The organism is Rhodanobacter sp. G1, from assembly GCF_055397855.1.
Genome location: NZ_AP039674.1, coordinates 3390886 through 3416199 on the forward strand (window position 1 = coordinate 3390886; position 25314 = coordinate 3416199).

Consider the following 25314-nt stretch of genomic DNA (forward strand, 5'->3'; position numbering starts at 1 on the left):
GTCGCACCGTCAAGCCAATCATGCCATCCCGGCCAGCCGCTGTGTCGCCTGCACGAAGTCGCGCATTCTCGCACGCGCCGCGCCGCTGGCAATCGTGGCGCGCGCCAGGTCGATGCCGGCTCCGATGGAATCGGCCACGTTCGCCGCATACAGCGCCGCGCCGGCGTTGAGGCAGACGATGTCGTGCGGCACGCCGCGCTCGCCGGCCAGCGCCTGTTCCAGCATCGCCTTCGACTCGGCCACGTCGGCCACGCGCAGGTTGCGGCTGGAGGCCATGGCCAGGCCGAAGTCCTCCGGCTCCACTTCGTACTCGCGCACCACACCGTCGCGCAGCTCGCCGACCAGGGTGGCCGCGCCCAGCGAGATCTCGTCCATGCCGTCGCGTCCCCACACCACCAGCGCGCGCCGCGCGCCGAGCTGCTGCAGCACGCGCACCTGGATGCCGACCAGGTCGGGGTGGAACACGCCCATCAGGATGTTCGGCGCGCCGGCCGGGTTGGTCAGCGGCCCGAGGATGTTGAACAGGGTGCGCACGCCCATTTCCTTGCGCACCGGCGCCACCACCTTCATCGCCGGATGATGGTTGGGCGCGAACATGAAGCCGATGCCGGTTTCGGCCAGGCACTCGGCCACCTGCGCAGGCTTGAGGTCGATGCGCGCGCCCAGCGCCTCCAGCACGTCGGCGCTGCCGGACTTGGACGACACGCTGCGTCCGCCGTGCTTGGCGATGCGCGCGCCGGCCGCCGCCGCCACGAACATGGATGCGGTGGAGATGTTGAAGCTGCTGGCGCCGTCGCCGCCGGTGCCGACGATGTCGAGCAGGTGGCCGGTGTCGCCCGGCACATCCACCTTGTGCGCCAGCTCGCGCATCACGCGCGCCGCGCCGGTGATCTCGCCGATGGTTTCCTTCTTCACGCGCAGGCCGGTGACGATGGCCGCGGTCATCAGCGGGCTCACCTCGCCCGCCATGATCTGGCGCATCAGCGCGATCATCTCGTCGTGGAAGATCTCGCGGTGCTCGATCGTGCGCTGCAGGGCTTCCTGCGGCGTGATGGTGATTTCCCGCGCGCTCATGCCGCCAGCTTCCGCCGCGGCAGGCCGAGGAAGTTCGCCAGCATGTCGTGGCCGTGCTGGGTGAGGATGGATTCGGGGTGGAACTGCACGCCTTCCACCGGCAGGGTCTTGTGGCGCAGGCCCATGATCTCGTCGATGGAGCCGTCGGCGTTCTCCGTCCACGCGGTGACTTCGAGGCAATCCGGCAGCGAGCCCTGCTCCACCACCAGCGAGTGGTAGCGCGTGGCCTCGAACGGATCGGGCAGCCCGGCGAACACGCCCTGCCCGCGATGGCGCACCGGCGAGGTCTTGCCGTGCATGATCTGCTTGGCGCGGATCACCTTGCCGCCGAAGGCCTGGCCGATGGCCTGGTGGCCCAGGCAGACGCCGAACACCGGAACCTCGCCCGACAGTTCGCGCAGCACGTCCAGCGACACGCCCGCGTCGTCGGGCGTGCCCGGCCCCGGCGAAATCATGATGTGCGAAGGCTGCAGCGCGCGGATGCCCGCCACGTCCAGCGCATCATTGCGCACCACCTTCACCGCCTGCCCCAACTCGCCGAGGTACTGCACGAGGTTGAAGGTGAAGCTGTCGTAGTTGTCGATCATCAGCAACATACGCGTTGTATCTCTTTGATTCAAATGGGTGACGATCGAGCCGTCAAGCTGCGATACCCGCTTAAATACCCGCATACTTCGCTGATACCCAATCGGATGCACTGAACCGCGCCGGATCCGCATTTTTGCACGTATGCAGTCCTCGCTGAACTCGACATCGAACGCCTCGATTGGATGCTCAAAACGCGCCCCGGCCAGGCTGCCGGGCCAGTGAGCCGTGGGAGCGCGACGTAATGCCGCCATGCGAGAATCACGAGGACTTTGCCCCAGGGGGCGACACGGGGAGAAGCAACCACATGGAAGGCCTTGACTGGGACAGCCTTACCCTCGCCGCTCCCGAGACGTCGGTGATGCCAGGTCATCTGACCACCTACCGTACTGCCCGTGCGCAATTCGCCTGTGCTCTCCTACCAGACGACGCCGCACATGCTTCCGCACTTGAAGCACGTCGACCGCATGACCTTCAGGCCGACCTACACGTCGTTGTCGGCCCGAGGTTCGCTTGATGGAAATCATCGACAACATCAACCGCCTCCTCGGCGACGACCTTAAGCAAAGCCTCAAGCGCGGCACCAAGCTTAAGGTCGCCGCATCCTGCTTCTCGATGTACGCCTATGAGGCCTTGAAGGCGGAGTTGGAGAAGATCGAGGAGCTCAGCTTCATCTTCACCACGCCGACTTTCGTCGCCGACGAAGTGACCGACAAGATCCGTCGGGAGCGGCGTGAGTTTCAAATCTCAAAGCTGGACCGCGAGCGCAGCCTCTACGGCAGCGAGTTCGAGATCCAGCTGCGCAACAAGCTCACACAACGCGCCATTGCCAAGGAATGCGCCGACTGGCTCGCGCGCAAGGCCAGGTTCAAGAGCAACCGCAGCAAAGCTCCCATGCAGCAGTTTGTCTGTGCCCAGTCGATGGGCGCAGACACGGCCTATATGCCGTTACATGGCTTCACCGCTGTCGACCTGGGTTACCAGCAAGGCAACGCAGTCTCCAACTTCGTCAACAAGATCGATGAGCCAACGCTTACGGCTCAGTACCTGAGCCTCTTCGATCAAATCTGGAATGACCCGGAAAAGCTCGAAGACGTCACCGCGCAGATCTGCGACCACATCGCCTCGGTGTATCAGGAGAACTCTCCGGAAAGCATCTACTTCCTGATGCTCTACAACATCTTCAACGAGTTCCTGGACGATATCGACGAAGACGTGCTGCCCAACGACCGCACGGGCTACCAAGACACGTTGATCTGGAACAAGCTCTTCAACTATCAGAAGGATGCCGCCACCGGCATCATCAACAAGCTGGAGACCTACAGCGGCTGCATCCTGGCCGACAGCGTGGGCTTGGGCAAAACCTTCACCGCTCTCGCGGTCATCAAGTACTACGAGCTGCGCAACAAGTCGGTGCTGGTGCTCTGCCCCAAGAAGCTCGCGGACAACTGGCTCAACTACAACCGCAACCTCAAGACCAACCTGTTTTCCCGCGATCGCTTCAACTACGAAGTGCTCTGCCACACCGACCTGAGCCGCACCAGCGGCGAATCGTTCGGCACACCACTGAATCGCATCAACTGGGGCAACTACGACCTGGTCGTCATCGACGAGTCGCACAACTTCCGTAACAACGATGCCTACAAGGACAAGGAAACCCGCTACCAGAAGTTGATGAACCAGGTGATCCGCGAGGGCGTGAAGACGAAGGTGCTCATGCTCTCGGCCACACCAGTCAACAACCGGTTCGCCGATCTGCGCAACCAGCTGGCGTTGGCGTACGAAGGGGATTCGGAAAACCTCAGCAAAAAGCTGCGCACCAGCAAGTCTGTGGAAGAAGTTTTCCGCAACGCCCAAGCGGCCTTCAACACCTGGTCCAAGCTACCAGCGGAGGAACGCACGCCGCGAGCGATTTTGGATGCACTGGATTTTGACTTCTTCGAATTGCTGGACAGCGTGACCATCGCGCGCTCGCGGAAGCATATCCAGACGTTCTACGACACCAAGGACATTGGCCCCTTCCCCGAGCGACGCAAACCCTTGTCGTTCCATCGCCCCTTGACCGAACGATCGGACGTGATGGGCTTCAATGAGATTTTTGAGCAGCTGTCCCGGCTCAAGCTCGCCGTGTACGCCCCAGTCAGCTACATCCTGCCAAGCCGCCTGAAGAAGTACGAGGAGATGTACGACACCAAGGTCGGCAGCAAGGGGACGCTGCGTCAGGTCGACCGTGAAAAGAGCCTGCAAGCGCTCATGACGGTGAACCTGCTCAAGCGACTGGAAAGCTCTGTGGCCTCGTTCCGGCTTACGCTAGAGTCGCTACGCAAAAATCATCAAGGTACGCTGGCCAAGATCGCCGCCTTCAACCGATCCGACAGCGCTGCCAGTGTGGGCGACCTGACCGACGTACTGGAAGATCTCGACGCCGAAGACGACGACCTGCTCGATTTGGATGAGGGTGACAACCTCATTGGCGGCAAGGTCAAGATTAGCCTCGTCGATATGGACTTGCCGTCCTGGGAACACGAACTTAAAGGTGACCTGGACGTCATCGAGGCGCTTCTTGCCTCGATGAACAAGATCACGCCTAACGACGACGCCAAGCTCCAACACCTCAAAGCGCTTGTGTTGGACAAGATCGCCAACCCGATCAATCCCGGCAACAGGAAGGTGTTGATCTTCACTGCCTTCGCCGACACGGCAGACTACCTGTACGCAAATCTTGCTCCTGAGCTACTAACCAGCCGAGACCTGCACACCGCCAAGGTCACGGGAAAGGGCGCGCCCAAGTCGACCCTCGCGAGAGGCTATGACTTTCAGGAGCTACTCACGCTCTTCTCTCCCCGCTCCAAAGAGAAAGCGGTCGTGCTGCCGAACGAAGCGACGGAAGTCGATCTCCTTATTGGCACCGACTGCATCTCCGAAGGTCAGAACCTTCAGGATTGCGACTACGTCATCAACTACGACATCCACTGGAACCCGGTGCGGATCATCCAGCGCTTCGGTCGCGTAGATCGCATCGGCTCGCCCAACAGCAGCATCCAGTTGGTCAACTACTGGCCGGACATCTCGCTGGACGAGTACATCAACCTGAAGGAGCGCGTCGAGAGCCGGATGATGATCGCCGACGTTACCGCCACCGGCGACGACAACGTGCTCTCCGCGCAAGCCAACGACGTGTCCTACCGCAAAGAGCAGCTGCGGCGCCTGCAGGAGGAGGTGATCGAGCTGGAAGACCTGAAGACGGGCGTGTCCATCACCGATCTTGGCCTCAACGACTTCCGCATGGACCTGTTGAACTATGTCAAGGCGCACGGCGATCTCGACAAGATACCCAATGGCATGCACGCCATCGTGCGCGCCAACCCCGAGCTGGGGCTGCAGCCCGGCGTGATTTTCACCCTGCGCAATCGCAACTCGGCCGTGAACCCGGCCGCCAACGTTCCCCAGCACAACCGGCTGCACCCCTACTACATCGTCTACATCAATCGCGACGGCAACGTCATCCACGACCACACCGAGGTAAAGCGCCTGCTCGACCTGGCCCGCACCTGCTGCAAGGGGCAATCGGAACCCTTCCTGGAGCTATGCCAGCGCTTCAATCACGAGACAGCGGACGGGCGCAAGATGGAGGCCTACTCCGACCTGTTGGGGCAAGCCATCCGTTCGATGATCGAGGTCAAGGAGGAGAAAGATCTGGACAGCCTATTCAGCGGTGGCAGGACGACGGCACTCACGCACACCATCTCGGGTCTGGACGACTTCGAGCTGATCGCCTTTCTGGTGATCCAGGACGCGGAATGAACCAAGCCCCTTCTTCCGTTCTAGTCAGCTACCCCGAACAGGCCGCCTTTGGCCGCACGCTGCCCAAAAGCAAGATCTACGAACACAGCGGGGCTAACACCCGGCTCAAAGATCTGTTCGTCAAACAGGTCGAACAGATCGTCTGGCAATACAAGCTCGCTCCGGAAACCATCAACCTGCCTGCCCGGCCCGGCGTGCCGGAGATCCAGATTTTCCGTCTCCAGCTCAAGACACCGGAGCTGCACCGCGACGTGCTGCGCTGCATCGACGGCGCGGTGCAATTCCCCATTCTTTTCGAGCTGACCTTCGGGGAGCGCACGCAGGTCGTTGCCGCCTACAAGCGCCCCAGCGAGGCGGCCTCAGATCGCTGGACTATCTCGGACTACTTCGCGAGCGGCTGGCTGTCAGCGGACCTCCCGCGCGCGCCCATGCCGATCGCATTGAACCTTGGCAGGTTGTACGAGCAACTCCTCACACCGCTTATACCGCTGCCAGCACGGCCGCGGGAATCGCTAGCCGACTTAGTAGAGCGCACGGGGAAAGTGCAGGCCATGCGGCGCGAGGTAGATAAGACCGTCGCACGCCTTGAGAAGGAAAGGCAGTTCAATCGTAAAGTGGAGATCAACGCCGCGGTGCGAGAGCTCAGGCACCAACTGAGGTTGCTGGAGACGAATGAATGAGTGACACCAAAGCCTTCATGATGACCACGGCATGCGCATATAACGCTGCAATCCAAGATCGCGCCGACGGCAAGTTCATAAGCCGCTTCAAGGAACAAGCGCAGCTAAGGTTCGCCACCGTCTACGGTGGACCCTTTTTTGCGATAGCCCATCTTGCCCCCGAGATCGACTCCAAGGCGAACATAAACCTTCTGTTTGCAGACGCTGGTGGCTGGTACGCAGAGGCCGGTGGTCGTTGGCTTACGCTCTATGCGAAGACGCTTAACCCAGCGCGTAAGCACGCGATCACCGTGTGCACATCAAGGCGTCCCGAGTACGGAAAGGCACCCAAGCCCATACTTTTTCAGCCTCCACAGCAAGTTCTGTTGAAGAGCTGGGATAAACATCTACAAAGTCTGGATACGCCACCAGATCTTACGGTCCTCCCTGTCCCAGACGACTTCGAGCGGACGGTAGCGTTGGCGGAGTCGTTACGCACAGTTGCCGCAGGGCACAAATGCCTCATCTCTTGTCATCTCCATGCAGAGGCGATGCTCGTAGGCGCGCTCCTCCGCGCTTACGGATTCGCAACCAGCGAAACGATCGGGTTCGATCTCGCTGATGGCGAACCCCAACACCTGGGGCAGAGCACGTGGTGGCTGTCGGCGACGCCCCCCAAGAAGGAGCACGCTATCCAGCCCGCCAAGGAAGCGATAGATGCGCTTGCTATGGGCTACGAATGTCTGCGTACCCATATCGGCCGCGGCGTGGCGAGGGAGAATCAAACCGAGGTTGCAGCGACGATCGCAACACGAACGTCTGTGTCTGTTGAGGGCAAAGTCGCTCGCGTCGTCTGCGTACCACCTATGGGTTACATCGACCTCTATACAGGGCGATTTTGCAACGCGACCGAGGGCTCTAGTGGCGAGTCTTTAGCCTGGAGCACACTCGCTACGACTGCTGATTTGTTGGCCCAAGCACCTGCCGAAGCGGCGGGCCAGTCGGCAGACGATGATCGTCTCAACCTGCTGCTCTGGGTCGCGAAAGTGTTGGTCGAGTTAGACAAGCGCGATCCAGACGCGCCCGGCACCCATCTCCCTCCTCAGGGACCTGATCGAAAGGTGGCAGCGAAGGGCGCGCTTGAGGAAGTGCAAGAGCGCCCCGCCGAGAATGGCGCCGCTGACGCCGGCCCCGCTAGCATGCCTAGACCCGGCCACGCACCCAATACGCGACCACCGCGACCGCGCATTTCGAGGCGCGCCGGCACAGTCAATGTGCTGGCTCTCGCCGCGCGCCTGGGACGTGCAAACCAAGCGAAAGACGAAACCTTCAGCAAGACCAGGGCGAGCATCCTGCAATGGCTCAAAAACAAGGGCTTCCGAGCTAACGACCCGATTGGCAACAACCACATCGAGTCGCCAGATGGTGAGGTCACCATAGAGAGTGATGGCACGCGCATCTGGTCGCTTCGCTTCGACGACCGCCGATCTATGGAACAGGGCGCCATCTGGCGTGTCGAGGCCACACTTATCAATGGCGACCTACCAGCCCTTGGCTTGCGCCTCATCCAGGTCCGCAGTAGCGAAGAAGCGCCTCTTCCGGTGGCCAGTGGCGTACCTCAAGTTGTCGCGGACATCGCCAAAGATGTCGGACTGATGGATGCGGGCTCCGCATTGCTCAATACCGCCACACATCTGCCCAGCGAGAAGGACGCGCCACCACTCGTTCAACTACTTCTGAACGCCGAACGGGTTCAGCCGGTCATCGTCATTTCTGGGCCTATCGACGCTTCGGCTGCTCAACTAGCAAGGCGCCTCACGGGTGTGGCTCACGTCGTCTGCATAGACACACCTGTGTCTTACGAACTCATCCGACGCCTAGGACGGGAGCGCTCGGTTTACGGCCATGCCGTGCGGCTGTATCGCCCCGGCTTCACCACCGCGTCCGATCCTTTCCTGCATCCAGTATGGCCCCTGAAAGGCAATCAACTGCCCAAGTGGCTTGTCAACGACCTCTTCGAGGAGGCCTGCGCAACCAGCACAGCAGCCGAGGATCTGGACGAACGCGTCCCACCCTTCCAGGTCATCCGCCAACACCTTGCTGCACAGCGTCTTCGCACTTCGGAAGAGCGGCTCGCCGCCTTACGCGCTCAAGCCTCGCATGCCGCAGCCTCCAAAGACGAGCAAATCAGTCGGCTTCAAGCTATCCGGGAAGAGCTGGAGTCCGCCTTAGCTGCTCATCGGACGAAGGCGAATGAGCTAGACGCACAGCTCATAGACCTGCGAGAGGAGCTGCTGGCTACCCGTCGCGAACGCGATGATGCACGAGAGGAGCTACGGCGCAGACGATATCAGCTACAAACCAAGTGGAGCGAAAGCGATCCACTAGAGGATGAAACGACCGACGAAAGCTATTACCCCGACTCTTGGGACGAGTTGGAGGATTGGGTTGAGGTTTACGGCGACAACAAGCTCGTGCTGCTGCCTCAAGCGGCCAAAGCCGCTCGTGAATCACCGTTCAAGAACATCCCACTGGCCTACAAGGCGCTGGATTACCTTGCACGCTGTTACGTCCCCATGCGCACTCGCGACAAAGACGACCCCGCCCCATTCCAAGCAAGCCAGCAAACCCTTGCCGAGCTAGGACTGGAGCTCTCGGCCGTAGGTACCGCACTCGACGACCACCGCTACAAGCGGGACTACCGGCGACAGTACGACGGGCGCGACATCTGGCTGGACCAACACCTTAAAGCCGGCGTTGGCTTCGACCCGGCCACTATTTTTCGGCTTTACTTTTGGTACGACGCCGATGCTGCCAGAGTGGTCATTGGACACCTGCCCACGCATCTGACCAACCGCATTACTCACTCAGGCTGATCGCTCGTTGCAAGCAGCGCCAAGCCAGCTGACCCAAGAAGCAGAAAAACGATGGATAAACTGGACATGCACTCCCCCAACCTCCCCCAGGACAACATCGCCCGCATCCGCGCGCTGTTTCCCGGCTGCGTCACCGAGGCTAGGAGCGAAGATGGCAGCGTGAAGCTGGTGGTGGATTTCGACCAGTTGCGGCAAGAGCTTTCCGAGTCGCTCGTCGAAGGTCCGCAGGAGCGCTATCGCCTGGACTGGCCGGGCAAGCGTGAGGCGCTGCTGACAGCCAACGCGCCGATCGCCAAGACGCTGCGACCGTGCCGCGGGGAGAGTGTGGACTTCGACACCACTAAAAACCTGTTCATCGAAGGCGACAACCTTGACGCGTTGAAGCTGCTGCAGGAGTCGTATCTTGGCAAGGTGAAGATGATTTACATCGATCCGCCGTACAACACCGGCAAGGACTTTATCTACGAAGACGACTTCAGCGACAGCGTAGATAACTACTTGCGACAGTCAAATCAGACTGATGTGGAAGGTGGACGGTTGATCGCCAACACAGAAGCCAACGGCCGGTTCCATTCTGACTGGTTGAGCATGATCTACCCTCGGCTCAAGCTTGCGCGGAATCTGCTGCGGGAGGACGGGGCCATCTTCATCTCCATTGATGACAATGAATCGGACAACCTTCGCAAGGTTTGCGGCGAGGTGTTTGGTGAAGAGAACTTCGTCGGTCAAATTGTCTGGCAGCGATCCAAAAAGGGTGACTCGAAACTGATAGCTAAAGTGCACGAGTACGTGCTTTGTTACGTCCGTGACAAGACGGCTGTGCTCGCCAAAGGCCCTTGGCGACGGCCGAAGGAAGGGGCGGATGAGGTTCTCGCAAAATACAACGAGATGAAGGTCAATCTGGGCGGAGACCACGAGTCCATCCGCGCTGCAATGATGGCCTGGTACAAACAACTTCCTAGCGGCGACCCGCGCAAAGCCCACAAGCATTACAACTGGTCGGATGATCGCGGCCTCTATTTTGCCGATAACTTTGCGGGACCAGATGACGGCCGGGAGTCGCGACCTCGCCATGACATCCTTCACCCCGTCACAGGAAAGCCCTGCAAGAAGCCGTCGACCGGGTGGCGATGGGACGAAGAAAAAACCAAGTGGGCACTCGCACAGGTTCCGCCGCGGATCCACTTTGGGCCGGACGAAACAACGATCCCGACTCGTAAAAGCTATCTGTTCGAGATCGACAGCGAGCCGTTCTCATCGGTCTTCTATCGAGATGGCCGTTCGGCAACGCTTGAGGTTGAGGAGCTGGTTGGCAAGGGATGGTTTCAGTTTCCAAAAAACACGGACGTGCTGGCTGAGCTGATTGAACTGGCAACGGGGCCTGAGGACGTCGTCCTGGACTTCTTTGCTGGATCAGGTAGCACCGGGCACGCCATCATGAAGGTGAACGCGGCGCACGGCTCCAAACGTCGCTACGTACTCGTCCAGCTTCCCGAGCCGACGGGTCGCGCTGGCTACGAAACCATCGCCGAAATCACGAAGCAGCGCCTGCGCCAAGCGGGAAAGAAGGTGGCCTCGGACCTCATTACAGGTCACGTGGATACGGGTTTCCGCGCGCTGAGGATCGACGTCTCCAACATGGCCGATGTCTACTACGCTCCAGATGTGTTGGACAAAGCCAACATTGAGCTCTTCGTTGACAACATCAGGCCTGACCGCACGGCTGAGGATCTGTTGTTCCAGGTGATGCTCGACTGGGGCGTCGATCTGGCCCTACCCATCGCCAAGCAGACGATCCAGGACAAGGAAGTGTTCTTCGTCGATGGCGATGCACTAGCCGCCTGCTTCGATGCCCATGGCGGCATCGACGAGGCCTTTGTGAAAGAGCTGGCCACGCACAAGCCTTTGCGCGTGGTGTTCCGCGACGCGGGGTTCAAGGACAGCGCCGTCAAGATTAACGTCGAGCAGATTTTCAGGCTGCTGTCGCCCGCCACCGACGTGAAGTGCATCTGAGGACGTCACGATGGAACAGGCGGAATTGAGGCGGTTGCTAAGCGAACTGATCGCCACCTGGGAGAACGAAGTAGTCGAGTTCAAGCAGGCCAGCAACGACTACAAGACAGACACGATCGGCGAGTACTTCTCCGCGCTGAGCAATGAAGCCAATCTGCGCGGAGCGGAGCGGGCGTGGCTGGTGTTTGGCGTCAACGACAAGACCCGCGCCGTGGTGGGAAGCAACTACCGCCCTGAGCGCGAACGGCTGGACGGACTGAAAGGACAGATGGCGCAAGGCACCGAGCCAAGCATCGCCTTTCGAGACATCCACGTACTGGACGATCCGGCCGGCCGGGTGGTGCTGTTCGAGATTCCGGCAGCGCCACGTGGCATCCCGATTGCGTGGAAGGGGCATTACTACGCCCGCGTCGGCGAAAGCCTCGTGTCACTGGGGCTGGACAAGCTGGACGAGATCCGCCAGCAGACCCTTATGCAAGACTGGACGGCGCAAGTGGTGCCGGGAGCTACGCTGGCTGAGCTGGATGGCGACGCCGTACGCAAGGCGCGTGAATCGTTCGCCCAGAAGTACGCCAACCGTTTTGCGCCCGATGAGGTGATGAACTGGTCGCTAGCCACCTTCCTCGATAGAGCGAGGGTGACCCAGAACGGCCAGGTCACCCGCGCGGCCTTGCTCCTTCTCGGGAAGGCCGAGGCGACGTGGCATCTGTCACCGAATCCGGCGCAGCTGACATGGAAGCTGGAAGGGCCCGAACGTGCCTATGAGCACTTCGGCCCGCCCTTCCTGCTGAACACCACGCGGTTGTACCAGCGCATTCGCAATATTCAGTTGCGCCTGCTTCCCCAGAATGAGCTGTTGCCGGTGGAGGTGTCCAAGTACGACCAGAAGATCGTGCTGGAGGCCCTGCACAACTGCATCGCCCATCAGGACTACACCCGCAACGGCCGGGTACTGATGACGGAGCTGCCGGACCGACTGGTGTTTGAGAACGAAGGCACCTTCTTCGAAGGGCTGCCTGAGGAATACGTTCAGGGCCACAAGACACCTCGTCGCTATCGCAATCCGTTCCTGGCGAGCGCGATGGCCGAGCTAAACATGATCGACACCATGGGCTACGGCATCCATGAGATCTACAAGGGGCAAGCCCGTCGGTACTTTCCGATGCCCGACTACGACCTAAGCGAAGCCGGCGCTGTGAAGATGACGATCTATGGCAGCGTGGTCGACCCGGCCTACAGCCGCCTGCTGATCCAAAAGACGGATTTGCCTTTGGCCGACGTGCTGGCGCTGGATAGGGTGCAGAAAAAGCTGCCTATCCCGGATGAGGCTGTGATCCGACTGAGGCGAGCCGGGTTGATCGAAGGGCGCAAGCCGAACTACTACGTCTCGGCGACGGTAGCCGCGGCAACCGCCAGCAAGGCCGCGTACATCCGTACCCGCGCCCAGGATGACGAGTTCTACGCCAAGCTGCTCACCGACTACCTGGACAAGTACGGCGAAGCGAGTCGCGCCGAGATCAATCAACTGCTGCTACCCAAGCTCAGCGAAGCGCTGACGGACGTGCAGAAGGACAAGAAGATCGCCAACCTACTGACCAATCTGCGGCGCGCAGGGCGTATCCGCAATACCGGCACACGGGGTCAGCCGGTGTGGAAGCTTGCAGAATGAACGCGGGGCTTCCATCAAAACCTTTCCATATTTTTCAACGGGTTATGCCTTTCTGCGCCTCCTAGATGCAGAAGCACTGCAGAAAGAAATACCCCCAGGGACATCATGAAGCTCAAGTTCAAGACCCAGGCCTACCAGACAGACGCCGTGCAGGCAGTGGTGGACTGCTTCAAAGGTCAGCCGCCGGCCAGCCCAGAAGCCATCAGCTACCGCATCGACCCGGGTCAAGCCAAAAAGGGCGTGGAGGACCTGTTCTCTGAAGCAGGCTTCCGCAACGCCGATCTGACTCTGACCGACGGCTCTCTGCTGGAGAACATTCAGCAGGTTCAGCGGGGCAAGAACCTTCCCGTCTCCGAGGGGCTGTGCAAGACCAGGGTGGCCAAGGTCAACCTCGATGTCGAAATGGAAACCGGCACTGGCAAGACCTACTGCTACATCAAGACGATCTTCGAGTTGAATAGGCAGTACGGCTGGAGCAAGTTCATCGTCGTCGTGCCCAGCATTGCCATTCGCGAGGGCGTGGCCAAGTCACTGAAGATCACCGCCGAGCACTTCCTGGAGAGCTACCAGAAGAAGGTGCGCTTCTTCATCTACAACTCCAAGCAGTTGCACCAGCTGGAGAGCTTTTCTTCGGATGCCGGCATCAACGTGATGGTGATTAACGTGCAGGCGTTCGCCTCACGAGGCGCGGAGAATCGACGCATCTACGACGTGCTGGATGATTTCCAGTCGCGCCGTCCCATCGACGTCATCAGTGCCAACCGGCCCATCCTGATCTTGGACGAGCCACAGAAAATGGAAGGCGCCCAGACGCTGAAGTCCTTGGAGGAGTTCAAGGCCTTGATGGTCTTGCGCTACTCAGCCACCCACAAGACCACACACAACAAGATTCACCGCCTGGACGCGCTGGACGCCTACAACCAGAAGCTGGTGAAAAAGATCGCGGTGCGGGGGATCGCCGTGAAAGGCCTCGCGGGCACCAATGCTTACCTGTACCTGCAGAGCATCGAGATTTCCAAATCGAAACCGCCCGTGGCACGCGTTGAGCTGGAACAGAAGCTCGCCAACGGCAACATTAAGCCCGTGGTCCGCAAGCTCGCAAAGGGCGACAACCTATTCGACCTGTCCAACGGGCTGGATCAGTACCGTACCGGCTTTGTGGTGGCCGACATCAACGCCATCACCGACACCCTGAGCTTCACCAATGGCGTGGAACTGGTTGTTGGCGATGCCACGGGAGACGTGAACGAAGCCGCACTTCGTCGCATCCAGATTCGTGAGGCGATCAAGGCGCACTTCGACAAGGAACAGGTGCTTTTCCAGCAGGGCGTGAAGGTGCTGACCCTTTTCTTCATTGACGAGGTCGCCAAGTACCGCGACTACGCGGCGAAGGACGAAAAGGGGGAGTACGCAAGGATCTTCGAGGAGGAATACGAGCTGTACCTCAACGAAATTCTGGGCCTGGAGGAGTCGCCTTACACCAAGTACCTGAAGAGCATATCGACCGACAGAACCCACAGCGGCTACTTCTCGATCGACAAGAAGACCAAGCACCTGGCTGACCCCACCGTCGCCGCGCGCGGTGAAAATGCCGGGCTATCCGACGACGTGGACGCCTACGACCTGATTCTGAAGGACAAGGAGCGGCTGCTCTCCCTCGATGAACCGGTGCGCTTCATCTTCTCCCATTCGGCGCTCCGCGAGGGCTGGGACAACCCCAACGTGTTCGTCATCTGCGCGCTCAAGCACAGCGACAACACCATCTCGCGGCGGCAGGAGGTGGGCCGCGGCTTGCGCCTTTCGGTCAACCAGCAAGGTGACCGCATGGACAATCCGGCTACCGTCCACGACGTCAATGTGCTGACCGTAGTGGCTAGCGAAAGCTACAAGGACTTTGTGACGGCGCTGCAGAAGGACATCAGCGCCTCCCTGTCCGACCGCCCAAGGGTGGCAAGCGAGGAATACTTCGCAGGCAAGATACTCAGGACGGCAGCGGGCGACATCCAGGTTACTCCCCAGCAGGCCAAGCAGATCTACAAATACCTGGTGAAGAACGACTATATCGACGACGCCGATGCTATTTCTGCCGGCTACCACGGCGCCAAGAAGGGAGGCTCCCGTGCCGAACTGCCGCCCGACCTACAGCCGCATGCCGAGCAGGTTTTCCAGCTGATCGACAGCCTGTTTAGCGAAAGTCAGCTCCCCGACATCGATGACGGCCGTCGGCCCAAAAGGAACCCACTCAACGCCAACTTCGACAAGAAGGAGTTCAAGGCCCTATGGAGCCGGATCAACCGCAAGGCGGCTTACAGCGTGGAGTTCGATTCGGATGAGCTTGTGCGCAAGGCGGTAGCCGCGCTCAACGACAAGGATACGGGGCTGCGCGTGACGCCCCTGCAGTACACCATTCAGCGCGGCGAGCAGGCCGATGCGGTGACTGCCGACAATCTCAAGAACGGCGAGGCGTTCCGCGTCTCAGAGACCGCGGTGGAATACAACAAGCAGTCAGTCCACTCCGCCGTGAAGTACGACCTGATCGGCAAGCTGGTCGAAGGAACCCAGCTGACCCGCCAAGCAGTGGCCGAGATCCTCAAGGGGATCAACGTGGCCGTGTTCGCCCAGTTCAAGACCAACCCGGAAAGCTTCATCGCCGAAGCCATTCGCCTGGTCAACGAACAGAAGGCCACAGTCATCGTCGAGCACCTGGCCTACGACCCGGTCGAGGACACGTTCGACCTGGACATCTTCACTGCCGGACAGACCAGGCAAGACTTCACCAAGGCCGGCGACAAGCTCACGCGACATATCTACGACTACGTGCTGACCGACTCCAAGATCGAACGTGCGTTCGTGACAGAGCTGGACACCTGCGACGAGGTGGTCGTCTACGCCAAGCTGCCACGCGGCTTCCTGATTCCCACCCCGGTAGGCGATTACAACCCCGACTGGGCCATCACCTTCAAGGAAGGAACGGTGAAACACATCTACTTCGTCGCCGAGACCAAGGGTTCCATGTCATCCATGGAACTGCGAGAGATCGAGAAGACCAAGATCAGGTGCGCTCGCAAGTTCTTCGACGAGATGAACCGTCGATTTGCTCCCGAGAACGTCAAGTACGACGTGGTAGACAGTTTTGGCAAGTTAATGGAGATCGTGAAGTGACCACCAAGGAACGCACCGTGTATACACCCCGTTTTGATTTTGGCAGCAACCTTGATCCGAGCGGAAAGCAAACAGGCACTGTTAAAGAGCTGCTCGAAGAGCTCAACTACGAAAAGTTCAAGACAATCACCGGTACCGATGCAAAAAAAAGTGATTCGAGCGGGACATCTATCACGTACGATTCGCTAGACGGCGTATTCGCGTTCCTCGGCGAGGTAGCTGATGTGCGCAAGCCCAAGCTCGCTGAGGACCTCCCTCTCTCGACGCTAAAAACCATCAAGCTTCTTTATGTCACGAACGACACCAACGACACGCAACTCTTCAGACTGCTGAAGTCCCCGACGCGCGGCGGGAAGCCGACGCTGGAGTTTTACACGACGGAAGCCGCGTCGAGGAATCAGAAAGGCATAGCTATAGTAGACCACCTTCTTTCGACGTTGAGCAAAGAAGTGGATCCGTTCGTGCTGCGACGGATAGACACCTCCTTTTTGACGTATCCAAAATTACTTGAATGCATCGCCCGCGAGAACATCGAGATTTTGGAGCCGATCTACATTAGGTATAGCGGGCGGTCCAACTCGATAGCCGAAGCGCTGACCTATCTCGCCGAGGCAGTTGAGCGGTACACACACAAGTCCAACGACGCGCCCAGCCGCCCCTTGCATGAAGCGATATACACCTATGTGCGCATCCTTCCGTTCCTAAACTTCGTCGGCGAGTACCAAAAGGTCATCGAGCTGTCGCAGGTAGATGGTCAGGTCAATACGATCAAGGACAGGATCGAGGAGTTCTGCCGCGAGCTCTCTGGCACTTTTGGCTCGATCGTTCACCCCTTGACCCCGGTGACATCCGTAGAAGCATTTCCCAAGTTTGTTGACACCAACGCCTTGGCGTTGGCCAAGTTGATTGAAGATGCGACCGGCATCGCCAGTGAACGCAGGGATCTGCTGAAGATCGTTAACGCGGCTAGCAAAGTGCTCTGCTCCTACGTACACCATGAGTGGGGCGTCATTTCGCTAGACACGAAAAATATCTCGGCAGCTGATTCTATTGCTGCACTCTGCGCCATTCGTCATCAGCAGAAGGTCAAAACCAATTACTCGGCCTACTGGCTGGGGCAGACGCAAGCCGAAAAGGGCACTGGCGTGCTCCGTCAGATGGATGACGAAAGAAGCGCCCAAGAACTGTTCGAACATGACTACATCCCACACGGTATCAATCAGTTATTGTTCAGCCGCTTCAACCAGTTCTACATGGCAATCACCGGCACACCCAATCGCTACGAGGCATGGATGGCGTACCAGCTGGCCCGGCTGAACAAGTATGCCGATTGCTACCTGTCCAATGACGTTGCCGTTTGCGACGCTGCGGTTCAGGATCTCTACGACTACTGCTCGCTGGAGGCAGTTAGGGCAGCCGAGCTTACTGCAGAGGTGTAAATTCTTACTCACCCTTCCCTATGTAGTGAGACAAACTCCAAATCCAGCAACGACGACAAGAACATCCAATCCTGATCACCGGATATAGGAGGGGGATAACGGACGCGCACATACCGTTTCCCCCGGGCCGTCGTCAGGACTACATGGAGCGGTCTCATAGCAGCCGACGAGAACTATCTCGTCGGCTTTTTTATTGACCAATGAGAAAGGGTAGTACGTACATGGCCAGCTTCCATCATCGAATCAAAAGTGGCAGGAAAGGATCTGCCAAAGAGCACGCCGCTTACATCGAGCGGCTGGGCAGGTATTCAGATCGGGAGGATCTGGTTTACGCGGGCAACGGGAACATGCCTGACTGGACAGAGGGCAACCCGGCCACGTTCTGGAAAGCCGCGGATACCTACGAGCGGGCCAATGGTGCCGCTTACCGGGAGCACGTCATCGCTCTGCCAAACGAGCTCAGCCTGGAGCAAAACTGTGCGCTCGCGATGGGACTGGCCCGTGAACTGGTCGGTAACAAACCCTTCCAGCTCGCGGTCCATGCACCTGAGGGCTCACTGGGCGGCATCACGAACCTGCACATGCACCTGATGTATTCGGACAGGGTACCAGACGGGATCGGTCGACCACCGGAACGGATGTTTGCGAGATACAACTCGGAACGACCGGAGGATGGTGGCTGTCGCAAGGACAGCGGCGGTAGGTCGCCGATGGCGCTTCGCGACCAAGTGATCTCCACGAGGAAGAAGATCGCCGATATCCAGAACCAGGCCCTTGAAGAACACGGCTTCAACGCGAGAGTCGACCACCGTAGCCTGCGTGAGCAGGGGCTGCAGCGCCGGCCGGAGCGTCATCTCGGGCCGGCCCGAATCAAGGGCATGTCGGATAGCGAGAAGGCCTTATTCGCCACTCTGAGGGCGACTGGCAGTGCCGGGGGACCGCCACGCTCTGCCACTCTTGCTACTTCGTAGCAGAATGGCACGGCTTTCGCCGGGGTGCCTGCCCTAGCACTGGCGTCGGACAAAAGGCCCCGGCCGTTGCCGGCCGGGGCAGCATGATCTCATCGAAAGCTACAGACCGCCACCGAAATACCAATCGCTCAGCCGAACGAAGCGCTGCTTGCCACGGGGGGCAACCACGATCCACAAAGCCCGCTGGGCCTCCAGGATGCGAAGCGCCGCGTTGAGACGATCACGATCCCGGACGGGGCCGTACTGGCGCACATGGTTTTTCGGAACGTGCGTATCGGAGCGGGGGCCCTGCCAAACGCTGTCGCGGAGGTACTTGAACACCGCTTGCGCATCGACCTGTTCCTGCGACAGCGCGAACTGTGGCGAGAACATCCGCTTGTATTCCTCCAAATGCCACTGCACGACCGTGAATGCGCGCTCCAACGTATCAAGCGTCACCTTACCTTCCTCGCCGCTGTAGCAATGGAACACTGCAGCAAGTCGCCCGAGCAGCTCCATGATCTTTGATGCAAAGTCGTGGATGTCGTGCAGGTAGTCCCCGGGTCGAAGCATCCACTCCGTCTGCTGCGATAGTTCGAACCAGCGCGCCTTCGCATCGTCAGAAAACTCGACAACCTCGCGCTTGACTTCACCCGACTCGCTGACGGCGTCGTACTTTTCAAGCAACTCCTGCATCCGCGCCTGAAACAGCAGCAGGGACTCCCAGACATGCTCGTCCGTATTGACCGAACGAAACCCCTTCATCGACTCGGGCCAGCCAAAGAGATACCGGGCCCAGTGACCCGATCCCTTGGCAATATCGCCATGCTTCGCCAGATAAGCCTGAAGCACCTGCTTCTGGGTCATGATGCTAATCGTAACGCGAGGGTTCATCACCAGGACGTGGTCGAATTCGGCACGGTCCAGTGTCAACATCGCTGCACCATCCCACGCCTTGTTCAAGAGCCCAAGCTGCGCCATCGTCTCGCTCTTGAACATCACCTGACCTTCATCGGTCGTGATCGCGATCGACTCTCCATCGCCACGGAGCGTATCCATGATTGCCCGCGGCGTAATGTTCTGGCGCATGAACCGTCGCAGGCGGGGCTTGGTCGGCTTCAGCGTGGCGTGTTGCCCCATATCTGCCTGAATCGCCTCGGTCGCCTCACCTTTGCTGACCGCCTTAGCGAGCCGGTTTCGCAGGCCTTGGCCTCGTGCCTCCCAGAGTTCGCGCTTCGCCTGGTAGCTATCCAGCGCGGCCTGAAATGCCTTCGCCTTGCGACAGTCGTGCTCATACAGCGGCGCGAAGACCAATGCATCCACCGTACTCTTGCGCTCGCCAGACTCTGCAATGGCGATCAGGTTCAGAGACGTCGGCCGACACTGCCCGGTCGGCAGCTTCACATCAAACAGGCCCTGGCACGCCGTAGCCATCCCGGCGATCAGTCCCATACCGATCAACGCGTCAGGGGCCTGAACCTTCTGCTGCAGTTCCCATGCCGTCGTTCGCACCAGCATGAGAAAGGCATCCAAGGGATAGCGCTGGGGGAAAAAGTCGCTACCGTTCATGCTTCACCTCCTTCCGAGACGCCTTCGTCGGTCAAGATCGCCTGGTGACCGGCAGTACCGAGCGGGTGGCCGCAAGAGCGGCACAGCGGCATATCCCCATTCGCCTGCCGACGCTCCCGCTCCGAATCCAGCAGCTGGCGGAACCCAACCGGACTCAGCTTCAAGTCATAGGCTTTGTTAAAGGCCGTCAGAATCGCCTTCTGCGGCACCTTCGCAGCCAAACGCTGCTCGACCTCGGCATAGGCCTCGGCGAACGCTTCGCTGTTCCGGCGCCGACTGCTGGGTTGGATGGCCTGCAACTCGCTCATGAAGCGCTCGAATTCCTGCAGCTCAGACATGCTTGATCTCCTTGCAGCGGCGATTGTTCGCAGAATTGCTGGCCAAAGCTTCGCGAGTACGCAGCCAGGCGATCACCTGGTCGTACCACCAAAAGCGGGGCGAGCGAGGCGTGTCGAAGAGCGGCGTTCCTTTCGGAAACGTCGGGTCGCTTTTGAACACTTTGTAGGCAGTGCTGCGCCCGAAACGCACCACTTTGAGCAACTCATGGAAGCGCACGGTGGGACCATCGGGCTTCCACGGCGTATGCTGGAAATCGGTCAAGTAGGTGACCGGGACTTGAGCCGACTGTCGCTCCCGCGGCGCGCGCGTGGTGCGATCGGCATGCTGCTTTTGACTCACGTTCTTCTCCTTGGTTATGGATGATCGACCGGCTCCGAAGAGCGGTCGGGGGCTATTCCATCCATTTCCGTGAAATACCTCGCCGGAGAAAAATTCAAGATTCTTGCAGCCCGTATCGCGTTGCTCTCTCACCAGCTATGCAGCAAAAAAAACAGTGACTTAGCATCAGGAGGGACGCTCAGGCGTCCCTCCTCCCCTCTTCGTTATCGTGTCATCACCGCTCCGACCTCCCCGCCGCACCAGTTGCGTTTTGCTGCAGGAGCTTGACCAACCCGTACGAGGCCAAGCCATACACCACTGCACCGCCTATGGTAGAAAACATCGCCACCACCTCCTCCGCTATGCACGTTTCGTCGCAGCGGCTACGCGAGCGTCCAGGCGACTTTTCAACCCGGATTCGACGCATGCGCCGACGTCAGAGGCTCGATCAGCAGCCCCTGTGGAGAAGAACTCCTCCACTACCGCTGACCCATCTTCTTCGAGCTCTTCAAAGGCGCCGTTGGCGAAGCCGCGGTGTGCTGCTTGGTCCAACGCTTTTTGGTCGACACCCGCCTCGCGGCGGCGCTTGGCAAGCTGCTTCGCATCCGCGACAGCCTGCTCCATCGACAGCCCTGCGCGAAGTACTAAATCCACGTAGTAGATCGGTGTTCCAAAGCTCATGGCGGTGGACTTGCCCCGCAGCTTGAGCTCCAGCGGCAGGCAGGCAAGGTTCCCATCTGACACCGCGTGGAAGTACTCCAGCCGGGCTGCGAGCGTGCGGATTGTGTTGTAGGAGGTCGTCCGCAGGACGAAGCTGTCGAGCTCATCGCTCGCTCCGCCGTCTACCAGCGCATGCAGGCGGGCATAGGGCTTGCACTCTCCTTGGGCGAATCCGCACGCATCCGCTCCGGAGCAAGGCAGTTGCTCGACGCCATCCTTGCCGCGTCGCCGGCAGGTCTCTCCGTTGCCGACGCACATCGGCCGGCCTTTGGTGCGATCGAAGAGTGAGTAGTCCGCGCGCAGGTTGAGGGCGGGGTCATTGAACAGCATCTGCACGGGAATCGACCGCAATTTCCCGCCAGCGGCCTTGCGTAACTCGTCGTCCAGCGGATGTAGTACCCAGCCGTCGCGGGTCTGCACCTGGGTGGTGAGAGTGAACTGGTCGTCCTTCTCGGGCAGCCGCTTGCCGTTGCGTTCGATCACGCGGCCGATGGATATGCGCCCGATGGCGGGTGGGGTAATGGCCAGGCCCTTGAGCATGGTTGTTCTCCTCGTGGGTTTCGGGAAATGAGAGAGGAGCAACGCGCGGACGCACACGGTCGTTCCATCCCCGCTTTCTGGGGAGGCTCGGCATAGGCGGTCCGATCTGCACCTCGTTTCTGTCGGTTTTTCCGGAAGCTGAAACGCCAAGAGCCCGGCATGCCGGGCTCTTGGTTGGATGGACTCGCGTGGCAGCCTGGCGGCTGCCGGGCTTCAGAAGGCCGGAGCTTGCTTGCCTTCCTTGCACCAACCCGTCCATTCGTCGAGCTGGTCTTGTGTGACCACGGCATCCTCGCCGGCGTCCTTGCGATAGGCATCGACCCATTGGTCGACGCACTGGTCCGTATCGGTGGTGGAGGGGTTGCTTAGGGCGGCTTCGAAGTCCGCCAAACTCTGCTCGGCAACGGCCGGGTTCGCGGCTTGGGCTTGGCTGGTGGCCATGTGGTTGCCAATCAGCAGGCAGATCCCGCCCAGTACCCAAGCCCCCACCATCAGGAACCACCATTGCCATAGCTGGCGCTTGGTGGGGGTGATCTTCTTCTTGCGCAAGCGGATCCGGTTGGCGATGCCGAACCCGAAAAAGAACCAGCCAACGATCGTCAGGATCGTGCTCAGTCCGGTGAAAAATTCAGCCATTGTCATGCTCCATGTCACAGTGGTTTAGACCCGTGCGCGCAGGCGTCATGGGGTGGTGTTTGGTCCGGCATCGGGAACGAAGAGAAGCGGATGCGCGGGCCGCGCATCGCGAGGAGACCGTCAGGCGATCATCGTGAGGACGAAGCAGACCATCCAGACGATGAAGTAGCCGAGGCTCTGATTTAGCGCCTTGGCGCGCTTGTACAGGTACACCGGCACGAGCCAGGCCATGGCCTTGAATTTGCCTGTGTCGTAGCCGGCGCGATTGAGTCGTCCCTCATCGAAATAGGAGAGACCGACATTCAGGGCGAGCGTGATGAACCAGTACTTCGAATCGCTCATGGCGGCATCCGCCGCGCTGTCGCTGTTGTTGATCGCGTAGGCGAAGGCGCTTTCGAGGATGTAGCCGATAAGGGGCGCGAACGCGAGTGTCCACACGACGCCATTGCCGATGTGCTTGCCCGTGATCGGCGGTGGCGCGACGCGCTCCAGGTGACTTCGAAGTTCACTGTCTTCAGCCTTCAGCCACTCAGGGAAGCCTGCTTTCCATACGAGCGTGCCGTAGGTGACGGTGCCCTGCTTGATCAAGGCGAACATGCCTTCTTCGGTAATCGGTCCCTTGCGTTGCCCATCTGTTTCATAGAACCAGCTCACCGACTCGGTATTTGATGCGTCCATCTGCACTCCTTTGGCGTGGGGTATGGGTGACACTGAGAAGCGCCCGCTGTCGGACGCACGAGAGAAGGAGCCATGGCGTGGCCATGGCCCTCGGAAAGGGATGAAAGTGTCAGCGGCAGACAATCAGCTGCCACGGCGACATGCCGTTCGTGCGTGCGACGCAAGGCGTGCCCCCTGGCTGCTTCAGGCCGCGAGGGGCCTGTTCGTCGTGTGATATATACTGCTGCAGTATAGTCTGTCGCACGGTACAGGCTTGCGCAATGCTGAGGGCTGTTAGACCGAGCCCTGCCGCCTCTTGTCCAAGCCCATTGCATCCATCTTTGCGACACGCCTGAAGGCCGCACGCGAACTGCGCGGCCTGTCACAGCGTGCGCTTGGAGGCCTGGTGTCGGAGAGCAAGAGCAACGGAAGCGTCCGCATCAACCGGTACGAGCAGGGCGTCAATCGCGCGGACATGGACACGGCGGCCGCACTCGCCGAGGCGCTCGGTGTGCCGCTCGCCTATCTCTTCGCTGAGAAGGACGATCAGGCCGAGTTGCTCCTCACCTTCGCCAAGCTTCCTAGCGGAGACCGCGCCAAGCTGCTGGCACTGGCCAAGCAGATGGCCGAAAAGCGCGATCGCAAGGGCACCAAATCCCCCTGAAGGAAGCAGGAGCGCATGTGCGCCCCTGTCTTCGGGAGACCTCGTGGCACGAGGCTCTGCTTGCCCTGTTCGGCTCGGTCACGCTGCACTGTTCGCAGTCACGACAAACCGCCGTGCGCCTGGCCGGGTGATGACGTATTGGGCCGCGAGATCAGGGTGGTCCGATGCTAGGCGCTTGACGTCCCACGATGCGCTCTCCTTCGCGCCTTTGTAGGTGACCTCGCCGCGGCTGAAGCAGGCTTTACTGGCTTCCCCCATGGCTTGCTGGATGACCTGTTTGAGCCGTTCGGCTTCCTGCTCCTTGGCATCCAGTTCTTCCCTCAGCGACACCAGAGCACTGAAGGCGCCATCGAGGTCCCTGTTGCCCGTAAAGTCGAGCACCGTGCCCTGGTCACGATAGAGCTGACGCAAGGCCTTCGCGGAGGATTCACTGCCATCGGCCGGTGGCGGCGTGTCCGTTTCCACGTGCTCCCAGAAGCGCGTCTCCAGCAGAATCAGTCGGCCGATCAGCTCGTCGTCGCGCTCGATGCGGTGCACTTCCAGCTGCTGGCCACACAACAGCACGGCTACATCAGCAGCTTGCTTGCCCGTTACCGCTAACTGGTGCTGGACCTGAAGCTGCACATAGTCCGGCACGCCGTCCTTCCAGAGTCGTGCGCCAAACTCGCCGGCGGTCTTGCACTCGAGAATCTGGACGTCGGGGTCTCCGACGATCTCCCGATCGAGGTTGGCGAGCAAGAAAGGAAACGTGGGGTGCTGCAGGACTGCATTGACCTTGCGCACCTTGCGACCGGTCTTGCGCTGGTAAGCTGCTGCGACGTAGGGCTCCAGCAAGGTGCCCCAGTAGCGCGGATCGTCCATGTCCTCGGCTGCGTCCTCCTGTTCAACCGCGCGCCCGGTCTTGTCCATCCACAGGGCTAGCGGGCTCTTGTAGGGATTCAGGCCGACGGCGGCCGCCGCATCCGAGCTCCCGATGCCACCTCGGCGCACCTCCAACCACTGCTGCCGGTCGAGCGTGCGCGTGTCGACTAGCCGCAACGCTGTCTGTCTCTTCATGGTTCCTCTCCTGAAAAAGAAACGCCCGGCCATGGGGCCGGGCGGTATGCCGCTTCCTCTGAAGGAGCGGGACGACGTGCAGTGCGGGTTACATCAGGCCGCGCGTGGCCAGCGAGACCACGTCCGTAGCGGTCACCACGAAGTGATCGAGCACGCGGATATCCACCAGGCACAGAGCCTCCCTCAAGCGTGAGGTCAGCATCCGATCCGCCGGGGACGGCTCGGGATTTCCGCTCGGATGGTTATGCGCCAGCATGACCGCCACGGCGTTCAAGGACAGCGCACGCTGGACCACCACGCGTGGATGCACCTCGGCCCCGTCCACGGAACCGGAGAACAGGCGTTCCACGGCGATGAGGCGGTGGCGGTTGTCGAGAAAGGCCACCTCGAAGTGCTCCCGGCTCTCCTCGCCCAGTCGCAGGCGAAAGAACTGTCCGGCGGTTGGCGGATCCTTCATGAACTGCCCCGGGGTCAGCGCCCTTGCCGACAGGATGCCCAGGGCCTGAGCGATGACGGCATCCTCCTGGTCACGGGAGATGGCCTCGTGGGAGGTCACGTGCACGAGGGGTTTCCTTGCCGCCATG

At 60.1% G+C, this 25314-nt stretch carries 19 protein-coding genes; 9 read left to right on the forward strand and 10 right to left on the reverse strand.

What is annotated here, in order from left to right; translation table 11 throughout:
• Positions 1-18 precede the first annotated feature (18 nt).
• Together trpD and ACZ5Z2_RS15070 are read right to left on the reverse strand one after the other, a co-directional pair.
• Positions 19-1074 carry an anthranilate phosphoribosyltransferase gene (gene trpD / locus ACZ5Z2_RS15065; RefSeq protein WP_464759416.1) on the reverse strand — a complete coding sequence of 352 codons (1056 nt, stop codon included), beginning with the start codon at positions 1072-1074 and terminating at the stop codon, positions 19-21.
• On the reverse strand, positions 1071-1670 hold the full coding sequence (locus tag ACZ5Z2_RS15070; protein WP_464759417.1) for an anthranilate synthase component II: 600 nt from the start codon (positions 1668-1670) through the stop codon (positions 1071-1073). Before ACZ5Z2_RS15070 ends, trpD begins: the two co-directional genes overlap by 4 nt.
• Positions 1671-2175: 505 nt before the next feature.
• On the opposite strand from ACZ5Z2_RS15070, the gene ACZ5Z2_RS15075 reads away from it, so the two are divergent.
• The 8 genes from ACZ5Z2_RS15075 to ACZ5Z2_RS15110 all read left to right on the forward strand — a co-directional run bounded on the left by ACZ5Z2_RS15075 (position 2176) and on the right by ACZ5Z2_RS15110 (position 18252).
• Entirely contained in the window at positions 2176-5463 is a 3288-nt protein-coding gene (locus ACZ5Z2_RS15075) for a helicase-related protein (RefSeq protein WP_464759418.1), read from the forward strand.
• Positions 5460-6143 carry a DUF4391 domain-containing protein gene (locus ACZ5Z2_RS15080; RefSeq protein ID WP_464759419.1) on the forward strand — a complete coding sequence of 228 codons (684 nt, stop codon included), beginning with the start codon at positions 5460-5462 and terminating at the stop codon, positions 6141-6143. Before ACZ5Z2_RS15075 ends, ACZ5Z2_RS15080 begins: the two co-directional genes overlap by 4 nt.
• Positions 6140-8998 (forward strand): hypothetical protein, encoded by a 2859-nt coding sequence (locus ACZ5Z2_RS15085; protein WP_464759420.1) that lies wholly within the window; start codon positions 6140-6142, stop codon positions 8996-8998. The genes ACZ5Z2_RS15080 and ACZ5Z2_RS15085 overlap by 4 nt, the downstream gene beginning before the upstream one ends.
• 51 nt (positions 8999-9049) lie before the next feature.
• Entirely contained in the window at positions 9050-11011 is a 1962-nt protein-coding gene (locus ACZ5Z2_RS15090) for a site-specific DNA-methyltransferase (RefSeq protein ID WP_464759421.1), read from the forward strand.
• A 10-nt stretch (positions 11012-11021) separates the two neighbouring features.
• Positions 11022-12680, forward strand: a complete 1659-nt coding sequence (locus ACZ5Z2_RS15095; RefSeq protein ID WP_464759422.1) for an RNA-binding domain-containing protein — start codon at positions 11022-11024, stop codon at positions 12678-12680.
• A 105-nt stretch (positions 12681-12785) separates the two neighbouring features.
• A complete protein-coding gene (locus ACZ5Z2_RS15100; RefSeq protein WP_464759423.1) occupies positions 12786-15842 on the forward strand; it encodes a type III restriction-modification system endonuclease in 3057 nt (1018 codons plus the stop codon).
• On the forward strand, positions 15839-17281 hold the full coding sequence (locus tag ACZ5Z2_RS15105; protein ID WP_464759424.1) for a hypothetical protein: 1443 nt from the start codon (positions 15839-15841) through the stop codon (positions 17279-17281). The genes ACZ5Z2_RS15100 and ACZ5Z2_RS15105 overlap by 4 nt, the downstream gene beginning before the upstream one ends.
• A gap of 221 nt (positions 17282-17502) precedes the next feature.
• The gene (locus ACZ5Z2_RS15110; RefSeq protein WP_464759425.1) at positions 17503-18252 is read left to right on the forward strand and encodes a MobA/MobL family protein; all 750 of its coding nucleotides are present in this window, start codon (positions 17503-17505) and stop codon (positions 18250-18252) included.
• 99 nt (positions 18253-18351) lie between these two features.
• Here ACZ5Z2_RS15110 and ACZ5Z2_RS15115 read toward each other — a convergent pair whose 3' ends face one another.
• From ACZ5Z2_RS15115 to ACZ5Z2_RS15140, 6 genes are all read right to left on the reverse strand, one after another.
• Positions 18352-19800, reverse strand: a complete 1449-nt coding sequence (locus ACZ5Z2_RS15115) for a YfjI family protein (protein WP_464759426.1) — start codon at positions 19798-19800, stop codon at positions 18352-18354.
• Positions 19797-20138: a hypothetical protein gene (locus ACZ5Z2_RS15120; RefSeq protein WP_464759427.1), complete on the reverse strand. Its 342-nt coding sequence runs from the start codon at positions 20136-20138 to the stop codon at positions 19797-19799. The genes ACZ5Z2_RS15115 and ACZ5Z2_RS15120 overlap by 4 nt, the downstream gene beginning before the upstream one ends.
• A complete protein-coding gene (locus ACZ5Z2_RS15125; protein WP_181303070.1) occupies positions 20131-20478 on the reverse strand; it encodes a hypothetical protein in 348 nt (115 codons plus the stop codon). The genes ACZ5Z2_RS15120 and ACZ5Z2_RS15125 overlap by 8 nt, the downstream gene beginning before the upstream one ends.
• 339 nt (positions 20479-20817) lie before the next feature.
• Positions 20818-21717, reverse strand: a complete 900-nt coding sequence (locus ACZ5Z2_RS15130; protein WP_181303071.1) for a recombination directionality factor — start codon at positions 21715-21717, stop codon at positions 20818-20820.
• Positions 21718-21930: 213 nt separating this feature from the next.
• Positions 21931-22353 (reverse strand): hypothetical protein, encoded by a 423-nt coding sequence (locus tag ACZ5Z2_RS15135; RefSeq protein ID WP_181303072.1) that lies wholly within the window; start codon positions 22351-22353, stop codon positions 21931-21933.
• Between the two features lie 120 nt (positions 22354-22473).
• Positions 22474-23031, reverse strand: a complete 558-nt coding sequence (locus ACZ5Z2_RS15140) for a DUF4339 domain-containing protein (protein WP_181303073.1) — start codon at positions 23029-23031, stop codon at positions 22474-22476.
• 295 nt (positions 23032-23326) lie between these two features.
• On the opposite strand from ACZ5Z2_RS15140, the gene ACZ5Z2_RS15145 reads away from it, so the two are divergent.
• On the forward strand, positions 23327-23674 hold the full coding sequence (locus tag ACZ5Z2_RS15145; protein WP_255436846.1) for a helix-turn-helix domain-containing protein: 348 nt from the start codon (positions 23327-23329) through the stop codon (positions 23672-23674).
• A gap of 78 nt (positions 23675-23752) precedes the next feature.
• Here the strand turns inward: ACZ5Z2_RS15145 and ACZ5Z2_RS15150 are convergent, their stop codons facing one another.
• Together ACZ5Z2_RS15150 and ACZ5Z2_RS15155 are read right to left on the reverse strand one after the other, a co-directional pair.
• The gene (locus ACZ5Z2_RS15150; protein WP_181303074.1) at positions 23753-24730 is read right to left on the reverse strand and encodes a YqaJ viral recombinase family nuclease; all 978 of its coding nucleotides are present in this window, start codon (positions 24728-24730) and stop codon (positions 23753-23755) included.
• Between the two features lie 88 nt (positions 24731-24818).
• Positions 24819-25313, reverse strand: coding sequence for a JAB domain-containing protein (locus ACZ5Z2_RS15155; protein ID WP_181303158.1), 495 nt, complete (start codon positions 25311-25313; stop codon positions 24819-24821).
• Position 25314 lies beyond the last annotated feature (1 nt).